The 19,352-nt window shown below is 74.0% G+C and carries 17 protein-coding genes and 3 tRNA genes; 9 read left to right on the top strand and 11 right to left on the bottom strand.

What is annotated here, in order from left to right; genetic code table 11:
- Window positions 1-8: 8 nt before the first annotated feature.
- Genes FVA95_RS06995 through FVA95_RS06985 form a run of 3 tightly spaced genes read right to left on the bottom strand, consistent with a single transcriptional unit; the run spans window position 9 to window position 2,901 of the window.
- Window positions 9-1,121 carry a cystathionine gamma-lyase gene (locus tag FVA95_RS06995; RefSeq protein WP_060714811.1) on the bottom strand — a complete coding sequence of 371 codons (1,113 nt, stop codon included), beginning with the start codon at window positions 1,119-1,121 and terminating at the stop codon, window positions 9-11.
- A gap of 5 nt (window positions 1,122-1,126) precedes the next feature.
- Window positions 1,127-2,185: an NAD(P)H-dependent glycerol-3-phosphate dehydrogenase gene (locus FVA95_RS06990; RefSeq protein ID WP_149663463.1), complete on the bottom strand. Its 1,059-nt coding sequence runs from the start codon at window positions 2,183-2,185 to the stop codon at window positions 1,127-1,129.
- Window positions 2,182-2,901, bottom strand: coding sequence for a 1-acyl-sn-glycerol-3-phosphate acyltransferase (locus tag FVA95_RS06985; RefSeq protein WP_075310690.1), 720 nt, complete (start codon window positions 2,899-2,901; stop codon window positions 2,182-2,184). The genes FVA95_RS06990 and FVA95_RS06985 overlap by 4 nt, the downstream gene beginning before the upstream one ends.
- Window positions 2,902-3,030: 129 nt before the next feature.
- Here FVA95_RS06985 and cofC point away from each other — a divergent pair, with 129 nt between their 5' ends.
- The 4 genes from cofC (at window position 3,031) to FVA95_RS06965 (ending at window position 8,241) form a co-directional block, all read left to right on the top strand.
- Window positions 3,031-3,768: a 2-phospho-L-lactate guanylyltransferase gene (cofC, locus tag FVA95_RS06980; RefSeq protein ID WP_368667304.1), complete on the top strand. Its 738-nt coding sequence runs from the start codon at window positions 3,031-3,033 to the stop codon at window positions 3,766-3,768.
- An 85-nt stretch (window positions 3,769-3,853) separates the two neighbouring features.
- Window positions 3,854-6,235 carry an RNA degradosome polyphosphate kinase gene (locus FVA95_RS06975; protein ID WP_240051320.1) on the top strand — a complete coding sequence of 794 codons (2,382 nt, stop codon included), beginning with the start codon at window positions 3,854-3,856 and terminating at the stop codon, window positions 6,233-6,235.
- The gene (locus FVA95_RS06970) at window positions 6,235-7,182 is read left to right on the top strand and encodes an NUDIX hydrolase (RefSeq protein WP_149663462.1); all 948 of its coding nucleotides are present in this window, start codon (window positions 6,235-6,237) and stop codon (window positions 7,180-7,182) included. Before FVA95_RS06975 ends, FVA95_RS06970 begins: the two co-directional genes overlap by 1 nt.
- A 126-nt stretch (window positions 7,183-7,308) precedes the next feature.
- Entirely contained in the window at window positions 7,309-8,241 is a 933-nt protein-coding gene (locus FVA95_RS06965) for an endonuclease domain-containing protein (protein ID WP_149663461.1), read from the top strand.
- A gap of 283 nt (window positions 8,242-8,524) precedes the next feature.
- On the opposite strand, the gene FVA95_RS06960 is transcribed toward FVA95_RS06965, so the two are convergent.
- From FVA95_RS06960 to leuC, 3 genes are all read right to left on the bottom strand, one after another.
- On the bottom strand, window positions 8,525-9,046 hold the full coding sequence (locus FVA95_RS06960; protein ID WP_149663460.1) for an HU family DNA-binding protein: 522 nt from the start codon (window positions 9,044-9,046) through the stop codon (window positions 8,525-8,527).
- Between the two features lie 138 nt (window positions 9,047-9,184).
- Entirely contained in the window at window positions 9,185-9,775 is a 591-nt protein-coding gene (gene leuD, locus FVA95_RS06955) for a 3-isopropylmalate dehydratase small subunit (RefSeq protein WP_020625107.1), read from the bottom strand.
- A complete protein-coding gene (leuC, locus tag FVA95_RS06950) occupies window positions 9,775-11,202 on the bottom strand; it encodes a 3-isopropylmalate dehydratase large subunit (RefSeq protein ID WP_149663459.1) in 1,428 nt (475 codons plus the stop codon). Before leuC ends, leuD begins: the two co-directional genes overlap by 1 nt.
- A 65-nt stretch (window positions 11,203-11,267) precedes the next feature.
- Here leuC and FVA95_RS06945 point away from each other — a divergent pair, with 65 nt between their 5' ends.
- From FVA95_RS06945 to FVA95_RS06930, 4 genes are all read left to right on the top strand, one after another.
- Window positions 11,268-11,972, top strand: coding sequence for an IclR family transcriptional regulator (locus FVA95_RS06945; RefSeq protein ID WP_051050238.1), 705 nt, complete (start codon window positions 11,268-11,270; stop codon window positions 11,970-11,972).
- Between the two features lie 147 nt (window positions 11,973-12,119).
- Window positions 12,120-13,880, top strand: coding sequence for an Hsp70 family protein (locus FVA95_RS06940; RefSeq protein WP_149663458.1), 1,761 nt, complete (start codon window positions 12,120-12,122; stop codon window positions 13,878-13,880).
- Between the two features lie 62 nt (window positions 13,881-13,942).
- A complete protein-coding gene (locus tag FVA95_RS06935) occupies window positions 13,943-14,383 on the top strand; it encodes a MarR family winged helix-turn-helix transcriptional regulator (protein ID WP_149663457.1) in 441 nt (146 codons plus the stop codon).
- On the top strand, window positions 14,380-15,777 hold the full coding sequence (locus tag FVA95_RS06930) for an MFS transporter (protein ID WP_149663456.1): 1,398 nt from the start codon (window positions 14,380-14,382) through the stop codon (window positions 15,775-15,777). The genes FVA95_RS06935 and FVA95_RS06930 overlap by 4 nt, the downstream gene beginning before the upstream one ends.
- A gap of 83 nt (window positions 15,778-15,860) precedes the next feature.
- On the opposite strand, the gene FVA95_RS06925 is transcribed toward FVA95_RS06930, so the two are convergent.
- The 4 genes from FVA95_RS06925 to gltX all read right to left on the bottom strand — a co-directional run bounded on the left by FVA95_RS06925 (window position 15,861) and on the right by gltX (window position 17,721).
- Window positions 15,861-15,933: transfer RNA gene (locus tag FVA95_RS06925), tRNA-Glu, on the bottom strand.
- Window positions 15,934-15,981: 48 nt separating this feature from the next.
- A tRNA-Glu gene (locus FVA95_RS06920) sits at window positions 15,982-16,057 on the bottom strand.
- A 58-nt stretch (window positions 16,058-16,115) separates the two neighbouring features.
- Window positions 16,116-16,187, bottom strand: a tRNA-Gln gene (locus FVA95_RS06915).
- A 55-nt stretch (window positions 16,188-16,242) separates the two neighbouring features.
- Window positions 16,243-17,721, bottom strand: coding sequence for a glutamate--tRNA ligase (gltX, locus tag FVA95_RS06910; protein ID WP_149663455.1), 1,479 nt, complete (start codon window positions 17,719-17,721; stop codon window positions 16,243-16,245).
- 122 nt (window positions 17,722-17,843) lie between these two features.
- Between gltX and FVA95_RS06905 the strand changes: the two genes are divergently transcribed.
- Window positions 17,844-18,152 (top strand): EthD family reductase, encoded by a 309-nt coding sequence (locus FVA95_RS06905; RefSeq protein ID WP_020625275.1) that lies wholly within the window; start codon window positions 17,844-17,846, stop codon window positions 18,150-18,152.
- Between the two features lie 43 nt (window positions 18,153-18,195).
- On the opposite strand, the gene FVA95_RS06900 is transcribed toward FVA95_RS06905, so the two are convergent.
- Window positions 18,196-19,236 carry a 3-isopropylmalate dehydrogenase gene (locus FVA95_RS06900; RefSeq protein ID WP_020625276.1) on the bottom strand — a complete coding sequence of 347 codons (1,041 nt, stop codon included), beginning with the start codon at window positions 19,234-19,236 and terminating at the stop codon, window positions 18,196-18,198.
- Window positions 19,237-19,352 lie beyond the last annotated feature (116 nt).

Genomic DNA, 19,352 nt, shown 5'->3' with positions numbered 1-19,352 from the left:
GCCCGCCGTTACCCCCCGAGGGCGCCGATCACGTCCGCGAGGAGGTCGTCGGTGTCCTCCACCCCGCAGGACAGCCGCACCAGACCGTCCGGCACCGCGTCGCCCCACCGGGCCCGCCGGTCCGCGGCCGTGCGCAGTCCGCCGAAGCTCGTCGCCGAGTCGACCAGCGTCGCGGCGGCCAGGAAGTCCGAGACGGCGTGGGTGTCGGCCAGGGTGAACCGCAGGATGCCGTTCCAGCGCCGCATCTGGGTCCGGGCGAGCAGGTGCGACGGGTCGTCGGCCAGCCCGGGCCAGCGCACGTCGCGCACGCCGGGGGTCTCCCGCAGCGCGACGGCGAGCGCGCGGGCGTTCTCGGCCTGCCGGCCCAGCCGCAGGTCCAGGGTGCCGAGCCCGCGCAGCGCCAGCCAGGTCTCCATCGGCCCGGCGATCGCCCCGCCGCGGGTGCGGAAGGCGCGGACCCGCTCGTGGTGCACCGGGTCGGCGGCGGAGACGTGCCCGAGCAGCAGGTCGCCGTGCCCGGACAGTGCCTTGGTGTCGCTGGCGACGACCAGGTCGGCCCCCAGCGCGAGCGGCTGCTGCCCGAGCGGGGTGCACGTGGTGTTGTCGACGGCGACGACCGCCCCGGCCGCGTGCGCGGCGGCGGCGACCGCGGCGACGTCGCAGACCTCCAGGCCGGGGTTCGACGGCGTCTCCAGCATCACCAGCGCGGGCCGGTGCCGGGCGATCGCCGACGCCCAGTCGCCCGCGGTCGCGCAGTAGGCGACCGGCACCCCGAGCGGGGCGAGCTCCTCGTCGGCGAGCAGGCGTGCGACGTAGTAGCCGTCGCTGGGCAGCAGCACGCCGCGCCCGGCGCCGGTGAAGGCGCGCAGGACCGCCGCGACCGCGGCCATCCCGGACGGAAAGACCGTGCACGGCCCGCCGTCGAGCTCGCCGACGGCGGCCTCGAACTCCCGCCACGTCGGGTTGTCCGCGCGGGCGTAGAAGTCCGCGCCCTGGTCGGCCTCCTCCGGGCGTCCGAGGTGGTACGTACTGGTCAGCACCGGTCCGCGATGGATCGGGTCGCCCACGGCGTGGGCGTGCTGCTCCCCGCCGTGCACACAGCGGGTGCCGTCTCCGAGCATGGGGTTCACTCCGGTTTCGGGGCCCGGGAGATCAGTTCCTTGGCCATCTGGTGGGCGGTCATGCCCTCGTGGCAGACCCGGCGGACCGCGTCGGCGATGGGCAGCTCGACCCCGGCGCGCTCGCCGAGCTCGCAGATCGACAGGCAGGACTTCACGCCCTCGGCGACCTGGCCGTGGTTGGCCTTCTCCGCCTCGGCGAGGCTCGCGCCGCGCCCCAGCTGCTCGCCGAAGGTCCGGTTGCGCGACAGCGGGGAGCTGCACGTCGCCACCAGGTCGCCCATGCCGGCCAGGCCGGCGAAGGTCAGCGGTGAGGCACCGAGCGCCATCCCGAGCCGCGACATCTCGGCCAGCCCGCGGGTGATCAGCGACGCCCGCGAGTTGTCGCCCAGCCCCATCCCGGAGGCGACGCCGACGGCGAGTGCGATAACGTTCTTGCCCGCCCCGCCCAGCTCCGCCCCGACGACGTCGGTGTTGGTGTAGGCGCGGAAGTAGCCGGTCGCGCAGGCGGTCTGCAGCGCCACCGCGCGCTCGTGGTCGGAGCAGGCGATGACGGTGGCCGTCGGCTGCTCGTGCGCGATCTCGGCGGCCAGGTTCGGCCCGGACACGACGGCGAGCCGGCCCGGGCCGACACCGGTGACGTCGTCGATGACCTCGGTCATCCGCTTGAGCGTCCCCAGCTCGACGCCCTTGGCCAGGCTGGTCAGGGTGACCCCGGCCGGGACCAGGTCGCGCCACTGCTCCAGGTTGGCGCGCAGCGACTGCGACGGCACCGCGAGGATCACCGCGTCGACGCCGTCGAGGGCCTCGGCGGCGTCGTGGGTGGCGCGCAGCGTGTCCGGCAGCGCGACGTCGGACAGGTAGTCCGGGTTGCGCCGGTCGGCGTTGATCGCCTCGGCGATCTCGCAGCGGCGGGCCCACAGCCGCACGTCCCGGCCTGCGTCGCCGAGGACCTTCGCGAACGCGGTGCCCCAGCTGCCCGCGCCGAGCACGGCGACGCGCTGGATCGAGTGCACCGGCTCGTTGACCGGGCGCTCCCCGAACGACGGGGCCCCAGGGACGCTCATCGGCCTGCCTCGCTCTCCGGGCGTCGGCGGTAGAACTCCTCCGGCGCGTCCTCGTCGCGGACCTCGGCGAGCAGCTCCCGCACCCGTCCCATGATCAGGTCGGTGACCTCGCGCAGGACGTGGGCGTCCAGCGGGCGCCCGCGGTAGGCGCTCAGGTCCACCGGGTCCCCCGCGCGCAGCACGACGTCGGTGCGCGGCAGCGGGCGGAACTTCTTCTCGTAGCCGTTCAGGACCTCGCGGGTCCCCCAGTGCACCATCGGGATGACCGGCGCGTCCGAGGCCAGGGCCATCCGCGCGACGCCGGTGCGCGAGCGCATCGGCCACCCGTCGGGGTCCCGGGTGATGGTGCCCTCCGGGTAGATGATGACGATCTTGCCGTCGGCGAGCGCCTGCGTGCCCGCGGCGAGGCTCTGCTGGGCGTCGGCGGAGTCGCGGAACACCGGGATCTGGCCCGAGCCGCGCAGCACCGCGCCGAGCACCGGCACGTTCCACAGGCTGCTCTTGGCCAGGAAGCGCGGCACCCGGCCCGCGCTGTGGACGTAGGTGCCGGTGTGGATCGGGTCCAGGTGGGAGATGTGGTTGCCGACCAGCAGCGCACCGCCGCGGGCCGGGAGGTGCTCGCGGCCCTGGTAGCGCGGCCGGCCGGTGAGCCAGCCGATCGAGTAGAAGAACGGGACGGCGAGACCGACCCAGAATCCGCCCTTCTCGCGTGCCACCGGCGGCCTCCTCCTGCCCGCCGCTGCGGCGGGTCGTGGGGTCGTCGCGGATCGGGATGATCCGGATCTGATCCGTGGAGTCTCCCCACAGAGGCCCCACGGTGTCACGCGGGGTGCCAGACTGGGGCCGTGACCCTGCGGGTGGACCTGGTGGTACCGGTGAAGCCGCTGCCCCGCGCGAAGACCCGGTTGCGTGGCGCCGCCGACGGCGGGGTCGGCGATCTCGACGCGCACCAGCGGCTCGCGCTGGCCCTGGCCCGCGACACAGTGGCCGCCGCCGTCGCCGCGACGGCGGTCCGGCACGTGCTGGTGATCTCCTCGGACCCGGCGGTGGCGGTGGAGGTCGGCGCGCTCGGCGCCGAGGTCGTCACCGACCCCGGGCGCAGGCTCAACGGCGCGCTGCGCCACGGTGCCGCGCTGCTGCGCTCGCGCGACCCGCACGTCGCGCTGGGGGCGCTGCAGGCCGACCTGCCCGCACTGCGCCCGGCCGAGCTCGACGCCGCCGTCGCCGCGGCCGCCGTGCTGTTCGCCGGCGGCGCGACCCGCGCCTTCCAGCCCGACGCCCCCGGCGAGGGCACCACGCTGCTGCTCGTCGCCCCGGGGCAGGACCTCGACCCGCACTTCGGCCGCGGGTCGGCCGCCCGGCACCGCGCCTCCGGGGCCCGTCCGCTGCCCGGTGACCGTCCCGGTCTGCGCCGCGACGTCGACACCGCCGCCGACCTCGACGACGCCGTCGCCCTCGGGGTGGGGGCGTGGACCCGGGCCGTGGTCGACGCCCGGCACGGACCCCCCGCCGTACCCCGCCCACCCGGATGCCCCCCGCCGGGTGAGGCCGTCGCCCGACGGTGTGGCACACCACGTACGTGACGGTGTGGCAGACCACGTACGTGACGTCGTCGGCCGGGGCCGTGTCCCCGTGGACGGTTGCGGAGCGGTACGAAACAATCGTGACGTGAGCGACGACTCGGCGACCCCGGACGGACGGAACGGCACCTCCGCGCACCCGGGCGGCCGTCCCCGGACGGCGGCGCGCCGTGCCCCGCGGCCGGCGTCGCGGCGGTTGCACACCGCGAGCCGCAGCGTCGCCGACCAGGCACCGTCCGCGGAGATCCCGGCCCAGCAGCACGCGCCGTCGGGTCCCGCGGCGCCGCCCGCCCCGCCGGCCGCCACGCCGTCGCCGAGCCAGGGGGCGGCCCCGATCGCGCCGCCCGCGGGGGCGACCACCCCGGCGTCGACGATGGGCGAGCTGCTCCCCGAGGACCGGTACCTCAACCGCGAGCTGTCCTGGCTCGACTTCAACGCCCGCGTGCTGGCCCTGGCCGAGGACTCCAGCCAGCCGCTGCTGGAGCGCGCGAAGTTCCTCGCGATCTTCGCCTCCAACCTCGACGAGTTCTACATGGTCCGGGTCGCGGGCCTGAAGCGCCGCGACGAGACCGGCCTGTCCGTGCGCAGCGCCGACGGCCTCACCCCGCGCCAGCAGTTGGCCCGGATCACCGAGCGGAGCCGCGCGCTGTCGCGGGCGCACGCCGAGGTGTTCATGGACGAGCTGCGCCCCGAGCTCGACGCAGCCGGCATCCACCTGCGCAGCTGGGAGGACCTGACCGACGCCGAGCGCCTGCGCCTGTCGGACTACTTCACCGAGACGGTGTTCCCGGTGCTCACCCCGCTCGCGGTCGACCCGGCGCACCCGTTCCCCTACATCTCCGGGCTGTCGCTGAACCTGGCGGTGACCGTCCGTGACCCGGAGGGCCGGACCGAACGCTTCGCCCGGGTGAAGGTGCCGAACAACGTGCCGCGTCTGGTGTCGGTCGACCCGCCGGACACCGACACCCGCGCCGGGAACCGGCAGTGCACGTTCCTGCCGATCGAGGACCTCATCTCCGCGCACCTCGGTGACCTGTTCACCGGCATGGAGGTCACCGAGGTCCATCCGTTCCGGGTCACCCGCAACGCCGACCTCGAGGTCGAGGAGGACCGCGACGAGGACCTCCTGCAGGCCCTGGAGCGCGAGCTCGCCCGGCGCCGGTTCGGGCCGCCGGTGCGCCTCGAGGTGCTCGACACGATGTCCGAGCACGTGCTGGAGCTGCTGCTGCGTGAGCTCGACGTCGATCCCAACGACGTCGTCACCGTCCCCGGGCTGCTCGACCTCACCAGCCTGTGGCAGGTGCACGGGGTCAACCGCCCCGACCTGAAGGACGAGCCGTTCCGCCCCGCGACGCACCCCGCGTTCGCCGAGCGGGAGACCCCCCGCAGCGTGTTCGCGACGCTGCGCGAGGGCGACGTGCTCGTGCACCACCCCTACGACTCGTTCTCCACCTCGGTGCAGCGCTTCATCGAGCAGGCCGCCGCGGACCCGAACGTGCTCGCGATCAAGCAGACCCTCTACCGCACCTCCGGTGACTCCCCGATCGTCAACGCGCTGATCGACGCCGCCGAGGCGGGCAAGCAGGTCGTCGCCCTGGTGGAGATCAAGGCCCGGTTCGACGAGCAGGCCAACATCCGCTGGGCGCGCGAGCTGGAGAAGGCCGGCGTGCACGTCGTCTACGGCCTCGTCGGGCTCAAGACGCACTGCAAGACCTGCCTGGTCGTGCGCCAGGAGGGGTCGGAGATCCGCCGGTACTGCCACATCGGCACCGGCAACTACAACCCGAAGACCGCGCGGCTCTACGAGGACGTCGGCGTGCTCACCGCCGACCCGGCGATCGGCGCGGACCTCACCGACCTGTTCAACTCCCTCACCGGCTACTCGCGGCAGACCTCCTACCGGAGCCTGCTCGTGGCGCCGTACGGGATCCGCCGCGGCATCGTCCGCCGCATCGACGACGAGATCGAGGCGCACCTGTCCGGCGAGGCCGGCGCGCGGGTGCAGATCAAGGCGAACTCGCTCGTCGACGAGGCGATCATCGACGCCTGCTACCGGGCGTCGCAGGCGGGCGTGCCGGTCGACATCGTGGTGCGCGGCATCTGCGCGATCGTCCCCGGGAGGCCGGGGCTCAGCGAGAACATCACCGTCCGGTCGATCCTCGGGCCGTTCCTGGAGCACTCCCGGGTGCTGCACTTCGGCTCGGCCGACGAGTACTGGATCGGCTCGGCGGACATGATGCACCGCAACCTGGACCGCCGGGTCGAGGTGATGCTGCGGGTCGCCGACCCGAAGCTCGCCGACCAGCTCGGCGCGATGTTCGACTCCTGCCTGGACCCGGCGACGCGCTGCTGGACGCTCGGCCCGGACGGGACCTGGTCCCCGTCGCCCGCGCCGGGATCGGAGAACATCCGGGTCCGCGACCACCAGGTGGAGATGATGAACTCCCGGCGAGGGAAGAGCGAGGACTGATGCTCTCCGCGCAGTTCCGGACCGACGGGGCCGAGGTCGACCCGGCGGGGATCGCCGACGTCGTCGCGGCCGGGACGGTGCCGTGGCGCCGCGCGGACGACGGCACCGTCGAGGTGGCCCTGGTCCACCGCCCCCGCTACGACGACTGGTCCTGGCCCAAGGGCCACCAGGACCCGGGCGAGGCGCTGACGTCGACCGCGCTGCGCGAGACCGTCGAGGAGGCGCACCTGGAGTGCCGCCTCGGCGCGCGGCTCGGCCACACCGCGTACGACGTACCCGGCAAGGGCCACAAGGTCGTGCACTACTGGGCCGCCGAGGTCGTCCGCGACCCCGGCTTCACCGCCACCGACGAGACCGACGAGCTGCGGTGGCTGCCCCGCGACGAGGCCGACGCGCTGCTCAGCCGCCCGGCGGACGCCGACCTGCTGGACCGGCTCGACCAGGTGGGGCCGCCGTCGTCGACGGTGGTGCTCGTGCGGCACGCCAAGGCGGGCAACCGGGCCGCCTGGGAGGGCGACGACGACCTGCGCCCCCTCTCCGGCACCGGGTTCACCCAGGCCGACCGGCTCGCGGACTTCCTCGCCCGCTTCGGCCCGGACCGGCTCGCGACCGCCCCGCCGCTGCGCTGCGGCCAGACGATCGAGCCCTACGCACGGGCGTCCGGTGCGGGCGAGCCGGACGTGGAGCCGCTGCTGGGCGAGCACGGCTACTGGGTCTCGCCCGCCGACGGCCTGGCCCGCTTCCGCGCCCTCGCGGCGCAGCCCGGCGTGACGCTGCTGTGCAGCCAGGGCGGGGTCATCCCGGACGTCGTCGGGCACCTGCTGGCCGACGCGGGGCGGTCCCCCGACCCCGACCTGCCCTCCCACAAGGCCAGCACCTGGGTCCTGGGCTTCGGCGACGACGGCGCCCTGCTGTCGGCCGACTACTACCGCCGCCCGCCGGCCTGACCCGCCTCGCCGTCCCGCTCCTCCCGCCGTACCTGGCGCCGCGCCACCTGGCATCGGCCTGTGCGATCGCGAACGGGCGCACCGGTTCCGGCCCGGCGGACGTGGGCCGAGGTGCAGGGTGCACGGGTGGAGGAGCCGTTCCGGGGGTCGGACGCCGTCGCGCGCGGGATCGTCACGCCGGCGCGGCTGCGCGGGCCACGGTTCGTGCGTCTGTTCCCCGACGTGTACGCGTCCGCTGCGGTCCCCGTGACGCCGGTGCTCCGGGCCCGGGCCGCATCGCTCTACGCCGGGCCGCTCGGGGCGGCATCGGCCTACTCGGCGGCCGAGATCCTCGGCGCGTCCTGCGGACCGTGGGGTGCACCGGCCGAGCTCGTCGCGCCACGGCGGATCCGGCCCCGCCCGGACCTGCTCGCCCACCAGGGCGTCCCGCTCGAACCCGGGCTCTGCGACGGCGTCCGGGTCACCTCGCCCCGCGCCACGGCGTGGGAGCTGTGCCGGCGACTCGAACTCGTCGACGCCGTCGTCGCCCTCGACGCGCTCACCGCCCGGAGACGGGACCGGCCGGTGTTCGTCCCGCTGCGGGGCACACCGGCGCCCGAGCAGCGGAAGCTGTCCCGGATGCGGGCGCCGTGTCCCGGCTTCGACCCCGCCGACCTGCTGGTCCTGCGGGCGCTGTACCCGCACGTACGGGGCTCGGCCCGGCTGGACCGGGTCGTCGCGCTCGCCGACCCGCGTGCGGAGTCCCCGCCCGAGACCCGGCTACGGCTGCTGCTCGCACTCTCCGGGCTCCCGGTCCCGCAGGTCCAGTTCCCGCTCTACGACGACCGGGGCCGCTCCTGGGTGCGGTTCGACCTGGCCTACCCCGACGCCCTGCTGGCGATCGAGTACGACGGCGCGGAGCACGACGACCCGCTCGACCGCGTCCGCGACGCCCGCACCGCGGCACTGGGATGGCAGACCCTGCGGATCACCGCCGACGGCCTCACCCGCAACACCCGTCGCACCGTCGGGACGGTCCGTGCCCTGCTCGCCCAACGGACCCGCCTGGGTTCCCGCTGACCCCCACCGGCGCCGCGCACATCTCCCCGGCTCGGTCGGGCAGCGCCGCGAGGCAGGGGGCGAGCCGCACGCGACCCCACCGGCCTGGAACCGCCCGGCTGCCCGCACGCAGCTCGACCCGCCCACACCGGCGCGCTCGCCGGACCACCCCGAGCCCAGGGCGCACACCGACGGAAGCCCGTCGATCAGTACATGAGCGCTGTCCGCACCGGCTCGAACAGCACCCATGTACTGATCGACACGCGCAGGCAGCGCTGGGAGGGCGGGGCGGGGAGCGCCGCGGCTACTTCTCCGCGGTGGTCCTCCGTCGGGCCGACTTCTTCTCGGCAGCAGCCCCCTTCTTCGCGGAAGCGGCCGGCTTCTTCTCCGGGGCAGCTGCTGTCCCCGCCGGGCCGGCCGTCTTCTTCGCCGGAGCGGCCGCCTTCTTCCCGGGGGCGGCTCCGTCAGCAGGAGTGGCTGCGGCGGCCGGAGCGGCGGCCGCGGCCCGCTCCGCGCGGCGCGGGGCGCTGGTCGCGTTCGCGGCGGCGGCCTCGCTGGCGGCCACCCGTTCCTTGAAGGCCGCGCCCGGCCGGAACGACGGCACCACGGTCTCCCCGACGGGCACCGTCTCCCCGGTGCGCGGGTTGCGGGCGGTGCGAGGAGCGCGTCGACGCGGCTCGAACACCCCGAACCCGGTCAGGGTGACGGTCTCACCGCGGCCGACCGCGTCCACGATCACATCGACCATCGCGTCGACGGCCGCCGTGGCGGCACGACGGTCTCCGAGCCGGGCGGTCAGCGCGTCGACGAGCTGAGCCTTGTTCATGGTCACGAAAGGTAGGGCTGCGCCCTGCCGCGCACCAGATCCGGGCGCGAGTCCAGGTCGCATACCCTCCATTAGTACAGGTCCGAACGGGTGACCACCACGCCTTCTGTCAGGTCATGGTGACCACCCGTGTTCGGTTCAGGCCAGGGTGCGTGGCATCCGGGCGGGCCGGGTTCCCTCGAACGCGGTGATGTCGGCCTCGTGCCGCAGCGTGAGTCCGATGTCGTCGAGGCCCTCGCGCAGCCGCCACCGGGCGTAGTCGTCGATCTCGAACGGCACGGTCAGGTCGCCGGCCTGCACGGTCTTCTCACCGAGGTCGACGGTGACCTGCGTGCCGGGCTCGTTCTCCAGCTTCTTCCAGAGCAGCTCGACGTCGGGCTGGGCGACCTGGGCGGCCACCAGACCGGCCTTCGCCGAGTTGCCGCGGAAGATGTCGGCGAACCGCGAGGAGATGACGACCCGGAAGCCGTAGTCCATCAGCGCCCAGACGGCGTGCTCGCGCGAGGACCCGGTGCCGAAGTCCGGTCCGGCGACGAGGACCGACCCGCGGGCGTAGGGCTCGGTGTTGAGCACGAACGACGGGTCCTGGCGCCAGGCCGAGAACAGACCGTCCTCGAAGCCGGTGCGGGTGACCCGCTTGAGGTAGACCGCCGGGATGATCTGGTCGGTGTCCACGTTGGACAGGCGCAGCGGCACGCCGATCCCGGTGTGGGTCTCGAACTTCTCCATCAGTCCAGGTCCTCCGGGCTGCTCAGGGTGCCGCGCACGGCCGTCGCGGCCGCGACGAGCGGCGACACCAGGTGGGTACGACCGCCCTTGCCCTGCCGTCCCTCGAAGTTGCGGTTCGAGGTCGACGCGCAGCGCTCGCCGGGCGCGAGCTGGTCGGGGTTCATGCCCAGACACATCGAACAGCCCGCCGAGCGCCACTCCGCGCCGGCGTCGAGGAAGACCTTGTCCAGCCCCTCCTCCTCGGCCTGGAAGCGGACCCGCATCGACCCCGGGACGACGAGCATCCGCACGCCCTTCGCGACCGTGCGCCCGTTCAGCACATCGGCCACCGAGCGGAGGTCCTCGATCCGGCCGTTGGTGCAGGACCCGACGAAGACCGCGTCGACGGGCACCTCGCGCAGCGGGGTCCCGCCGGTCAGGCCCATGTAGGACAGCGCCTTCTCCACCGCGGCGCGCTCGCCGTCGTCGGCGATGGCCGCCGGGTCCGGCACGGACTCGCCCAGCGGCAGGCCCTGCCCGGGGTTGGTGCCCCAGGTGACGAACGGGGTGAGCTCGTCGGCGTCGATGTGCACGACCCGGTCGAACTCCGCGCCGTCGTCGGTGCGCAGGGTGCGCCAGTCGGCGACCGCGGCGTCCCAGTCGTCGCCGGCCGGGGCGTGCTCGCGGCCCTTCAGGTAGGCGAAGGTCGTCTCGTCGGGGGCGATCATGCCCGCACGGGCACCGGCCTCGATCGACATGTTGCAGATCGTCATCCGGGCCTCCATCGAGAGGTTCTCGATGACGTTGCCCCGGTACTCCAGCACGTGGCCCTGGCCACCGCCGGTGCCGATCTTCGCGATCACCGCGAGGATGACGTCCTTGGAGGTGACGCCCGGACGCAGCGTGCCGTCGGAGCTGGTCACCTCGATCGCCATCGTGCGGAACGGCTTGAGCGGCAGCGTCTGGGTGGCGAGCACGTGCTCGACCTCGGAGGTGCCGATGCCGAAGGCCATCGCGCCGAACGCGCCGTGGGTGGAGGTGTGGGAGTCCCCGCAGACCACCGTGGTGCCCGGCTGGGTCAGACCCAGCTGCGGGCCGACCACGTGCACGATCCCCTGCTCGGGGTCGTTCATCGGGTGCAGCCGGACGCCGAACTCCGCGCAGTTGCGCCGTAGGGTCTCCACCTGGACCCGCGACACCTCGTCCGCGATCGGGGCGAGCACGTCGAGGGTGGGGACGTTGTGGTCCTCGGTCGCGATGGTGAGGTCCGGGCGCCGGACCGGGCGGCCGGCGAGCCGGAGCCCGTCGAACGCCTGCGGACTCGTGACCTCGTGCACCAGGTGCAGGTCGATGTAGAGCAGGTCGGGCTCGTCACCCTCGCCCTTGCGGACGAGATGCCGGTCCCAGACCTTCTCGGCCAGCGTGCGCGGCTTGTCTGCGGTGGTCACGCCCGCCTCCCTCTGTGATCTGATCGCGGTGGACTTCCCAGATCGTGGGAAGTTAGTATCGGAACGTGGGACAGTCTAGCGGGATCGGCGTGCTCGACAAGGCCGTGGGGGTTCTCCGGGCGACGGCGGAGGGGCCGTGCGGCCTGGCGGAACTCTGTGAGCGCACCGGGCTGCCCCGGGCGACGGCGCACCGGCTCGCCGTCGGCCTGGAGGCACACGGGATGCTGCTGCGCACCCCGGACGGGCGCTGGCACCCCGGCCCCACCCTCGGCCAGCTCGCCGGTGGGCGGCCGGACCCGCTGCTCGATGCCGCGGCCGCGGTCCTGCCCCGGCTGCGCGACATCACCGGCGAGAGCGTTCAGCTCTACCGACGCGACGGGATCCACCGGATCTGCATCGCGCATGCCGAGCCGCCGTCCGGGCTGCGCGACACCGTGCCCGTCGGCTCCCGGCTGCCGATGACCGCGGGCTCGGGGGCCAAGGTGCTCGCCGCCTGGTGCGACCCGGCCACCCAGCGCCTCATCCTCGCCGACGCCAGCTTCTCCGAACGCGTCCTCGTCGACGTCCGCCGCCGCGGCTGGGCACAGAGCGTCGCCGAACGGGAGGCCGGTGTGGCGTCAGTGTCGGCCCCGGTGCGCGACGCGGCGGGCCAGGTCGTCGCCGCGGTCTCGGTGTCGGGACCGGTGGACCGGATCGGGCGCCGGCCGGGGGTCCGCTGGGCCGCCGACCTGCTGGCCGCCGCGGACGCCCTGCAGCACCGGCTCGTCTAGGTGTGATGTCCGGGGAGCGTCCCCTGCCGAGCCGCACCCCCTGCCACGTCCCGAGTCGGTCGAGGTCGCGGTTCCGGGCTCCACTACCGTGTGGTGGTCCGGCACCGGGCCGGACCCTTCGGACATGGTCGGCACACCGGGGAGACGATGGGTTACCTGCTGGGCATCGACGTCGGCACCACTCGAACGGCGGCCGCGGTCATCCACGCCGGCACCGTCGAGATGGTCACGCTCGGTGACCACTCGGTCGACATCCCGTCCGTGGTCTACGTGGCGCCGGACGGCGGGCTGCTGTTCGGCGAGGCCGCCGAACGCCGCGCCCTGACCGAGCCGGACCGCGTCGCACGCGAGTTCAAGCGGCGCATCGGCGACCCGACGCCGATCCCGCTGGGTGAGCAGTCCTTCGCCCCCGAGCAGCTGTCCGCGCTGCTGGCCGAGCACGTCGTCGACGTCGTCGCACGCACCGAGGGCGGCGCACCCGACCGCATCGCGGTGACCCACCCGGCGTCCTGGGGCATGCACAAGTGCGACCTGTTCGCCGCTGCCCTGGCCGAGCGCGGCCTGACCGTCACCTTCCTCACCGAGCCGCAGGCCGCCGCCCTGCACTACGCGACGAACGAGCGGGTCGAGCCCGGCGCGACGGTCGCCGTCTACGACCTCGGCGGCGGGACCTTCGACGCCGCCGTCGTCCGCAAGGAGGCCGCGGGCGGCGGGTTCACCCTGCTCGGCAGGCCCGAGGGCGTCGAGCAGCTGGGCGGCGCCGACTTCGACCAGGCCGTCGTCGACCACGTGCGCGACGCCGTCCCGGCCGCCTTCGAGGGCCTCGACGAGACCGACCCGAACGCGCTGTCCGCGATGGCCCGGCTGCGCCGCGACTGCCGCGAGGCCAAGGAGGCCCTGTCGGCCGACACCGAGGTCTCGATCCCGGTGTGGCTCGGCGAGGTCCGCACGACGGTGCGCCTGCACCGCAGCGACTTCGAGGAGCGCATCCGGCCCCGCCTGGAGGAGTCGGTCGAGGCGTTGCAGCGCGCGATCGCCTCGGCCGGGCTGGCCGCCGCCGGGCCGTCGGTGGTGCTGCTCGTCGGCGGGTCCTCGCGGGTCCCGCTGGTCGCCGAGCTGGTCTCCACCGGCCTCGGACGTCCCGTACAGGTCGACGCGGACCCGAAGAACACCATCGCGAAGGGCGCCGTCGTCGCGCTCGGGCCGCCCGACCCCGTGCCCGGCACCGGCTCGGGCGGGTTCGGCACGGTGTCGACGAGCAGCGGTCCCGCGCTGGCCCCCGACCCCGGCCCGCTGCCCTGGGAGAACCCGGACCCGGTCACCGACCGGATGCCGACCGGCGGTACGACCCAGCTCGACGGCGACCGCACCGCCTACCTGGAGAGCGCCCGCGCCGACCCGCCCACCGACCGCCTCCCCGTCGTCCCGCCGGTGGGCTACGACCAGACCGCCGTGCACGGCTACGGCGGGTACGGCGGTTACGACGACGGCGAGACCACCATCGCCCCCGGGCCGGCACCCGTCCGCCGCTCCCCCGCGCTGCTCATCGGCGCCGGCGGGGTCGTCGCGGCACTGGCCGTGCTGGGCACGGTGTTCTTCTGGCCGCAGGACCGCACGATCAGCAACGCGACCCCCGAGCTGCCGGCGATCCCGACGACGACCCAGGCCCCGCCCCCGACGACCGTCGAGGACGAGCCGGTGCGGGAGCCGCAACGGACCCGGGAGCGGCCGACCGAGGCCGACCCGACGACGACCGACGCCCCCGCCCCGCCGCCGCCACCGGTCGTGACCACCACGACGTCGGCTCAGTCGCCGAGCCCGACGTCCTCGTCGTCCTCGACGCCGCCTCCGCCGAACAGCTCGACGCCCAACCCGCCGGAGGGGAACCCGGTCCCGCCGGGCACCTGAGCCCACCGGCAGATCGACAGTCCGAATTGATGAATCCGGACTGTCGACCTAGCGTGGGTTGCATGCCGCAACCACCTACGGGGACCGCCGCCTCCACTGCTCGCGCGGTCCGGATCGGCGTCGGCCGGCTGCGCCGCCGCATGCGCGAGCACTACGACCGCGACCAGCTGACGGCGTCGCAGATCGCGCTGCTCGGCCGCCTCGACCGCGGTGGCCCCAGCACCGCCGCCGCACTCGCCGCCGCCGAGGGCGTCCGCCCGCAGTCGGTCGCGATGTCGATCGCCGCCCTGGAGGAGCGGGGCATGGTCGAGCGACGCCCGGATCCGTCCGACGGGCGCCGGCAGATCGTCTCGGCCACCGACCTCGGCCGGCGGTTCACCGCCGACGCCCGGTCCGCCGGCGAGGACTGGCTCGCCGGGGCGCTCGCCGACCGACTCAGCGCCGACGAGCTGCGCACCGTCGACGAGGCCATGCGGCTGCTGGAACGGGTGACCGAGCGATGACTCCGCGCCGGGGCCGCCGTACCGGGCCGTCCACGTTCGACCGCCGGCTGCTCCTCCCCATGATCGGTGGGGCCGTGCTGAACCCGGTGAACTCGTCGCTGATCGCGGTCGCGCTGGTGCCGATCGGGCTCGCCCTCGGCGCCCCCGCGACCGAGACCGCCTGGCTGGTGTCCGGGCTCTACCTCGCGACCGCGGTCGGCCAGCCGGTCACCGGACGCCTGGTCGATCTGTACGGCCCGCGTCCGCTCTACCTGGCCGGCGCCGTGCTGGTCGGTGTCGGCGGGGTCCTGGGGGCGCTCGCCCCGGGCATCTGGTGGCTGGTCGCGGCGCGGGTCGTCATCGGGCTCGGGACGTGTGCGGGCTACCCGGCGGCGATGGCGCTGATCCGCGGCGAGGCCGACCGCACCGGCACCGACAGCCCGGAGGGCGTGCTGACGGTGCTCTCGATCGCGACGTCGACGATCGCCGTCGTCGGGCCGAGCCTGGGAGGTCTGCTCCTCGGGGTCTCGGGCTGGCGGGCGGTGTTCGTGGTGAACGTCCCGCTGGCCCTGCTGTGCCTGGTGCTCGGTGCAGTGCGGCTCCCCCGTACCCGGGTCGCCCACCGCGGCGTGCGGGCCGCGCTGCACCGGGTCGACCCGCCGGGCATCGCGCTGTTCGCGGTCACCACCGTCGCGCTGTTGCTCGCCCTGCTGCACCCCGACGCCGGCGCGGTCGCCCCCGCGCTGGTGGCCGTCGCCGCCGGGGCGGGACTGGTGGTGCGCGAGCTGCGGACCCCCGAGCCGTTCCTGGACCTGCGGGTGCTCGGCGGGAACCTGCCGCTGCTGCTGACGTTCGTCCGGGCGCTGCTCACCGCGACCGTCTCCTACTGCGTGCTCTACGGCTTCACCCAGTGGCTGGAGCAGGGCCGCGGGCTCACTCCGGCGACGGCCGGGCTGGTCCTGCTGCCGATCTTCGTCACCGGGATCGGGGTGACCGCGCTGACCGGCAGGCGGCGCGCGATCCGGGGCAAGCTGCTCGTCGGCGGGGTGGCGCAGGTGCTGCTCGCCGCGCTGCTGTTCGCCCTCGGGCCGGCCAGCCCTGTCTGGGTCATCGTCGTGGTCGCGCTGCTCGCCGGGCTGCCGCAGGGCCTGAACAACCTCGCTGTGCAGAACGCGGTCTACCGGCAGGCCGACCCGGAGCGGGTCGCGTCCTCGGCCGGGCTGATGCGCACCTTCTTCTACCTGGGCGCCATCGCCGCCTCGGCCGCAGGCGGGATCGCCTTCGGCGGTACGGCGGGCGACGGCCTGCCCGTCCTCGCGGCGGTGATGCTCGTCGCCTCGACGCTGTTCGTCCTGCTCACCCTCGCCGACCGTTCACTGGCCCGGCTCACCGGACCGGAAGGAGCACCGTCGTGACCGACCGGCTCCCCGGGCTGCTGGGTGCGGCCCGGCCCGGACACGACGAAGGCCCCGCTCCGGAGAGCGGGGCCTTCGTGGAGTAGTCCCGACGGGATTTGAACCCGCGCTACCGCCTTGAGAGGGCGGCGTCCTAGGCCGCTAGACGACGGGACCAGGACAGTCGGCTCGGTCTCGATTGCGGACCCCTGCGCGTGGAGTCCGTGGTAGTCCCGACGGGATTTGAACCCGCGCTACCGCCTTGAGAGGGCGGCGTCCTAGGCCGCTAGACGACGGGACCTTGGACGAGACCGTGCCGACTGTCAGAAATCGTCATTCCGAAGAATCTGCGATTTCCGCTGGGGTACCAGGACTCGAACCTAGACTAACTGAACCAGAATCAGTCGTGCTGCCAATTACACCATACCCCATCGAAAAGCGGGCCTCGTTCCGGAGCGAGGCCCGCTCTCCGTTGATGTAGGTACTCTAACCCATGCTCCGGGAGCGTCTGACACCGGCCCCCAGGCGGGCGAGCGACCGCTCGCGGCCCAGCAGCTCCATGCTCTCGTAGAGCGGCGGGGACACCGTGCGGCCGCTGATCGCGACGCGGACGGGGGCGAACGCCTTCCGCGGCTTGAGCTCCAGACCGTCCACGAGCGAGGTCTTGAGCGACTCCTCGATCGCGGGGGCCGACCACTCCGGCAGGTCCGTGAGCCCGGCGACCGCGGCCTCCAGCACCGGGGCCGCGTCGGAGCCGAGGTTCTTCGCGGCGGCGTCGTCGTCGGGGGTGAAGGCCTCCTCGTCGCGGAAGAGGAAGGCCAGCATCCGGGCCGCGTCCGACAGGACCTGGCTCCGCTCCTGCACCAGCGGCGCGGCGGCGGCGAGCACCGAGCGGTCGGGGTCGGTGATCCCCTCGGCCGCGAGGTAGGGCACGACACGCTCGGCGAAGTCGTCGGGGGCGAGCAGGCGCAGGTGCGCGGCGTTGATCGCCTCGGCCTTCTTCAGGTCGAAGCGGGCGGCGTTGCTCGACACCCGGGACACGTCGAAGGCGGCGACCATCTCGTCGAGGGAGAACACGTCGCGGTCCTCGGCGATCGACCAGCCGAGCAACGCGAGGTAGTTGAGCAGCCCCTCCGGCACGAACCCGCGGTCGCGGTAGTGGAACAGGTTCGACTGCGGGTCCCGCTTGGACAGCTTGCGGCTGCCCTCACCGGTGACCAGCGGGAGGTGGCCATAGGTGAAGGGGCCGTGGCCGATGCCGACCCGGGCCAGCGCCTCCAGCAGCGCGATCTGCCGCGGGGTGGACGCCAGCAGGTCCTCCCCGCGCAGGACGTGCGTGATCTCCATCAGCGCGTCGTCGACCGGGTTGGTCAGCGGGTACAGCGGCGTGCCGTCACCACGGGCCAGCACGAAGTCGGGCACCTGCCCGGCCTTGAACGTGATCTCGCCGCGGACGAGATCGGTGAAGGTGATGTCGTGGTCGGGCATGCGCAGCCGGTAGACCGGCGCCCGGCCCTCGGCGCGGAACGCGGCGCGCTGCTCGTCGGTGAGGTCGCGGTCGGCGTTGTCGTAGCCGAGCTTCGGGTCGCGACCCGCGGCCCGGTGCCGGGCCTCGATCTCCTCGGCGCTGGAGAAGGACTCGTAGACCTCCCCGCCGTCGATCAGCCGGCGCAGGGCGTCGGCGTAGACCTCGCCGCGCTCGCTCTGCCGGTACGGCCCGTGCGGTCCGCCCTTCTCGACGCCCTCGTCCCAGTCGAGGCCGAGCCACTCCAGCGCGTCGAGCAGGGACCGGTAGGACTCGTCGGAGTCACGGGAGGCGTCGGTGTCCTCGATCCGGAACACCAGCGCCCCACCGTGGTGACGGGCGTGGGCCCAGTTGAACAGGGCGGTGCGGATGAGACCGACGTGCGGGGTACCGGTGGGCGACGGGGAGAACCGCACCCGGACCTGGGCTGGAGTACTCATGGTCGGTCCAGCGTATCGACCCCGCCCGGAGGGGTGGTGCACGCGGGCGCCGGATGGGCCAGGGTGGGGGTTGCCGCGGCGCAGCGAGGCGCCGCACGACGACCCCTCAGGAGGGAACACCCGTGTTCCAGCTGACCGCCCTGTACAACCACCCCGAGGACGCCGCCGCGTTCGACAAGCACTACGACGAGGTGCACGCCCCGCTGGCGAAGAAGATCCCCGGCGTGGCCCGGGTCACCGTCTCCCGTCCGGTCCCGGGTCCGGACGGCGCGCAGCCGCCGTACCACCTCGTGGCGGTCCTGGAGTTCCCGGACGCCTCGGCGTTCCAGGCCGGCATGGGCGGCCCCGAGGGCCAGGCCGCCGTCGCCGACCTCGACAACTTCGCCGGGGCCGGGGTGACCCTGCTGACCGGGCCGTCGAACCAGGTCTGAGCCGGTGGGTGGCCGCCGGGACCCGGCGGCCACCCACACCGCGTCAGTTGGTGGCGACCTCGCGGCTCGACACGAGCGCGGCGAGCCGGTCCCCGATCGACGACGTGTTGCCCGTCGCCGCGTGGTCCCGGGTGGCCAGGTCGAACGCGACCGCGGCCTCGATCCGGCGGGCCGAGTCGCGGTCGCCCATGTGGTCGAGCAGCAGCGCGACCGACAGCACGGCGGCCGTCGGGTCGGCGATGCCCTGGCCCGCGATGTCCGGGGCCGAGCCGTGCACCGGCTCGAACATCGCCGGGTGGGTTCGGCTGGCGTCGATGTTGCCGCTCGCCGCGAGCCCGATGCCGCCGGTGACCGCCGCCGCCAGGTCGGTGAGGATGTCGCCGAACAGGTTGTCGGTGACGATCACGTCGTACCGGCCCGGGTCGGTGACCAGGTGGATCGTGGTCGAGTCGACGTGCTGGTAGGCCACCGACACCTCGGGGTACTCCAGCGACACCTCCTCGACGATCCGCGACCACAGCGCGCCGGCGAAGGTGAGGACGTTGGTCTTGTGGACCAGCGTCAGGTGCTTCTTCGGCCGCCGCTGGGCGCGGGCGAACGCGTCGCGCACGACCCGGTCGATGCCGAACGCGGTGTTCTGGCTGACCTCGGTCGCGATCTCGTGCGGGGTGTCCTTGCGGAGCAGGCCGCCGGTGCCGACGTACGGGCCCTCGGTCCCCTCGCGCACGACCACCAGGTCGATCTCCGGGTTGCCGGCCAGCGGGCCGCGCACCCCCGGGTAGAGCCGCGCGGGGCGCAGGTTCACGTGGTGGTCCAGCTCGAAGCGCAGGCGCAGGAGCAGGCCGCGCTCGAGGATGCCGCTGGGCACCGACGGGTCGCCGACCGCACCCAGCAGGATCGCGTCGTGCTGCTTGATCTCGGTCAGCACCGTCTCCGGGAGCAGCTCGCCCGTGGAGTGCCAGCGGGCGGCACCGAGGTCGTACTCGGTCGTCTCCACGTCGCGGGCGACCTCGCCCAGGACCTTGAGTGCCTCGTTGATCACTTCCGGGCCGATGCCGTCACCGGGGATGACCGCAAGGCGCATGACCTCGTCCTCTCGTCGTACTGCTGGCCGCACGCTACCGCCTGCCGACGCAGGGTCATCGTTCGGCCACCCACTGGGGTGGTCCCGTCCGGGTGAGGTGTGCGCCGCACGCGGTC

Origin of the sequence: Pseudonocardia sp. EV170527-09 (genome assembly GCF_008369905.1) — a bacterium.
Taxonomy (GTDB): Bacteria; Actinomycetota; Actinomycetes; order Mycobacteriales; family Pseudonocardiaceae; genus Pseudonocardia.
This window is presented reverse-complemented; position numbering and strand designations above follow the sequence as displayed.